The organism is Oleiphilus sp. HI0086 (assembly GCF_001635225.1).
Map to the genome: position 1 here is coordinate 1 of NZ_LWFZ01000585.1, position 3,783 is coordinate 3,783.

The 3,783-nt window shown below is 44.2% G+C and carries 4 protein-coding genes; 2 read left to right on the forward strand and 2 right to left on the reverse strand.

Going from position 1 to position 3,783, the window contains the following annotated elements; genetic code table 11:
• The first annotated feature begins 216 nt into the window (after positions 1–216).
• Complete coding sequence (locus A3756_RS27585; protein ID WP_255375148.1) at positions 217–648, forward strand: CCXG family PEP-CTERM protein; 432 nt, start codon at positions 217–219, stop codon at positions 646–648.
• Positions 649–831: 183 nt separating this feature from the next.
• The gene (locus A3756_RS06995; protein ID WP_068511250.1) at positions 832–1,965 is read left to right on the forward strand and encodes a phosphatidylserine/phosphatidylglycerophosphate/cardiolipin synthase family protein; all 1,134 of its coding nucleotides are present in this window, start codon (positions 832–834) and stop codon (positions 1,963–1,965) included.
• 3 nt (positions 1,966–1,968) lie between these two features.
• On the opposite strand, the gene A3756_RS07000 is transcribed toward A3756_RS06995, so the two are convergent.
• Together A3756_RS07000 and A3756_RS29180 are read right to left on the reverse strand one after the other, a co-directional pair.
• Positions 1,969–3,171: a flagellar assembly protein T N-terminal domain-containing protein gene (locus A3756_RS07000; RefSeq protein ID WP_068553171.1), complete on the reverse strand. Its 1,203-nt coding sequence runs from the start codon at positions 3,169–3,171 to the stop codon at positions 1,969–1,971.
• A 7-nt stretch (positions 3,172–3,178) separates the two neighbouring features.
• Positions 3,179–3,783, reverse strand: a 605-nt coding sequence (locus A3756_RS29180) for an LPP20 family lipoprotein (protein ID WP_368664577.1), incomplete at its 5' end; no start/stop codon positions are given.

Here is a 3,783-nt window from a genome sequence, read left to right on the forward strand (position 1 = left end):
TTAATCTGACCAGCCACCAAATTCAATGTAATACAACTAGGATACACACATGAAAAAATTACTCTAAGCGCTCTTACTTTAGTATTAGCAGCGCTGAGCTTAAACGTTAGCGCAACGACGATGACTATTGACACTCGTAGTATCACTAATGGTATAGACGACACGGATTTTATTACTTCATGGACTGATCAAACTTAAGCGATTAACTCACTAAATATTTCAGATTTCAGTGGTTTCTTTTCTGGCAACAACACGATCAGCCACTTAAGCATCTCACTAACATCTGCTATAAGCGGCTCGTGGGGAATCGAAGCTGGCTTGGACGCAGGCTACGGCGCAGCTCTATATGTTGATGGTAGCCTAATCGAAAATAGAACTGATGACCTTTGGTGGCAATACAACTGGAACAATTCTGACGTTCTATCTGGCACTGCCGGTATTTCTGCTGGCAGCCACACTATCGACCTATACTGGGCAGAAAACTGCTGCAACGGTTATAGCAGCGGTCGTTTCACAACAGATGGCGGCAGCACATGGCAGTCACTTTCTGTAGCAAATATTGATGCAGCTACTGTATCTGAGCCAGCGACTCTTGCTCTATTTGGTCTTGGTCTATTAGGTTTAGCTGGCGTACGTCGATTTAAATAAGCTTAACCTACTCCATCTCCTGGTGGTAAAGCTTTGGGTATTTTTTATACCCAAAGCTTTTTTAAAACTTAGTAACAAGCCCTCTCGAATATTTCTGCTTCCAAACCTCCTTACAAGCTCCCTTAATTCAGCGCCGTGTATTAGAATCAGTGTCATCAATCTATTAGCTACGCTGACCACACCATGACACGCAATCAGCTTTCGACTAGCGAATCGATCATTGTCGACGCACAAAGTTATTATGAGCAGCTTATCGAAGCAATTGATCTTGCCCAGCAAGAAGTTTTACTTGAGTCATATATCTTCAACAATGATTTTATTGGTCAGGCCATCTCTCAAGCTCTTGAAAACGCTTCTTTAAGAGGAGTGCAAGTCAGGGTTTTGGTTGACGGAGTTGGGGCAGGTAATAATTTTGAGCAGGTTGCCAAACAGCTCATTAATTGCGGCGCTGAAGTAAAAGTATACCGGCCATTACCTTGGCGTTTTGATCTATGGCCTTTATCCCTCTTCCCTGCTGCTGGTATTTTTAAGTTATGGCACTTGCTGAGCTATATTAATAATCGTGACCACCGCAAGCTTGTACTCATTGATGATAAGCTGGTTTTTCTTGGCAGTTTCAACATTACAAAAGCGCATTTACCCAAGGCCCTTGGCGGTCAACAATTTAGTGACACAGCAATCAGAATATCTGGACAAGTAACCCAGAGCGTAAGGCTAGCTTTCGACACCTGCTGGTATAAACACTCATGTCGCACCAGCGCTCGGTACTTGCCTGAGAGCCCTTTTCTCTATAACTTCAGCCGCCGCTTAAGACGAAAACAGAGAAAAGACTTATTACAGAGAATTAAAAATGCAAAGCATGCGGTATGGATAGCGAACGCTTATTTTGTACCAGATAGCGAACTGCAAGACGCCCTATGCACAGCAAGTAAAAGCGGGGTTGATGTAAGAATATTACTCCCCGGGCGTTCGGATATATTTTTCATTCCTTGGGCCTCTGCGTTCTTCTATTCAACATTACTTGAAGCTGGCATCCGACTCTACGAATACCAAGCAGGAATCATGCACTCTAAAACCTTGATTATTGATGACTGGGCTTGCATCGGCTCAAGTAACCTCAACACCCGCAGCCTAATGCATGATTTGGAAATCGATTACAGCCTGCAACTTACCGCCAGCCGAGAGCAATTGGCAATTAATTTTCGTGACGACCTGAGCTGCAGCGAAGAACTGAAGAGCGACTCGCTGGACAAAAAGCATTTTATCCAACGGTATTTGGGCGGACTGCTACTAATATTTTTCTCTTACTGGGTGTAAAAACTACCAAGCGATTAGCAAGTCATCCTCTTGTATATTTATTCGCCCTGGGTCCATACTGACACTACCACTAGCAAAACCAGGGTGCACCTGAGAAACGGTGAGTGATGTCTTGACATTCGTTAGTTCAGTACCCGCTAGCATATCTGCGTCGTAATAATTGTAGGTACGATATAAAGAAAACTTATCTCCAGGGCGAACACCGGAGCTTGCACCCGAATTGAAGTGTAATGTTTTACCGTCAACTCTTGATATACGTGCAATAAAGGGCTGACACTCCAATTGCTCTCCTACTAAAGTAGCAACACCATCCACCAGTTGAGCGACTGCTAGACCATATTCGTCATTCCAGAACTCTGCAGTGCCAAAGCCACTCAGATCATCAATATCATCTTCCCACGGCGCAGATACTGCAAAACTTCTTTGCCAGATAATCGCACCACTATAGCCATCATGAACAAATAGCTCCATTGCAAAGCGACGTTTGATATTGGCGTTATTGCTCATCCTTTTCAGTTTCGCCCAATATGATGTGGAGAAAGCTTCCGGGTCTTCTAGCGACAGATCTCTCACCACACCTGAGATAACAAATTGAGCTCCAACCTGCTTCGCGTAATCAGCCGCTTTGGTCAGTGTACTCTGCGATGTGAAGTGACTGGGCGCATTGATCACATCCTGATGCAAAGAAAACTCACTCTGCTCGAAAACAACTAACTTATCTTGCAGCTGTAAAGACTGATTAAGTGCACTGGCCAATCCACGCTCAATATTATGAAACCCCCCCAATCTCAGTTGAGCAGGAGACTGAACCGAAAACCCCAGCACCGCGATTTTTTTACGATATTTTTTTGCTTGGGAATCAGGGCAACTGGCAACTTCTTCAACATCAAAGTTCATCACCAGATTCAAGATGCCTTTTTTAACAAATTCATCTTGTAGTACAGATTTACGAATACGCGCTTCACCCGAAACTGAAAAGTAGTCCTTACTTATCTTTCCATTGCTAACACGTTGATCACTCTTTACTCGGGCACCCGCCTGAAGCAGAGCTTGCTTAAGCGCATCCTGTCGAGCACGATCTCTCGCCAGATCATAGCGTTGACCATCAAAATCTGCCTGCCCTGTGACTTGTATCCACTCTGCATTAGCACTTACTGGTGATAGCAAACAAGACATTAGAGCGAGCAAGAAGGAAAAATACTTCATACCAACCTCACTTCAAAAAATATACAGATTGCATTGACTGAGATGCAGCACGCTTAGTGCGGGGCTCACTACTGGAAGCCATAGGCAGTGGCCGGTGGCAATCTATACCGAACTTGATATTGTTCATTTTATTGATACAGTCGTGAAAATCGCCTGGCAGTAATATTTCCAACACAGTCTCAAATCCGCGCCCCTTATTCTCAATAATCGAAACTACCCTTGCACCTCGCACATAAGAATCGACAGCCGCTGCATAGTGATCACTTTTCATCACAAACTCATCAACCTGGGAACCACCACTGATTCCGATACCGTAAAGCCTTTCGGCCAAGGTACGGTAAGCATCAAGCTTTGAGGCCCTTATCGCCATCAAACGCTTCGACTCTGACTCCGAGTCCTCCTTTCTTTCATAAGCGCCATACCCCGTAACACGGACTACAATAGGCTCAATCGGCTCCTTCTCCTCTTTCTTCATCGTACCCACACTATTCTTATCTTTATATTTATGGGCATGAGCCGGAGAAAAGCAGAGCGCAGCGGTTAGTAAACAAAAAATGACTAGATTCTTCAAAGCAAGCATATCAAANTAGTTTCGATTATTGAGAATAAGGG

What these genes read in the sequence shown, in the direction of transcription:
- A3756_RS06995 (WP_068511250.1), top strand. Translation starts at nt 832, where the DNA reads ATGACACGCAATCAGCTTTCGACTAGCGAATCGATCATTGTCGACGCA.
- A3756_RS07000 (WP_068553171.1), bottom strand. Translation starts at nt 3,171, where the DNA reads ATGAAGTATTTTTCCTTCTTGCTCGCTCTAATGTCTTGTTTGCTATCA.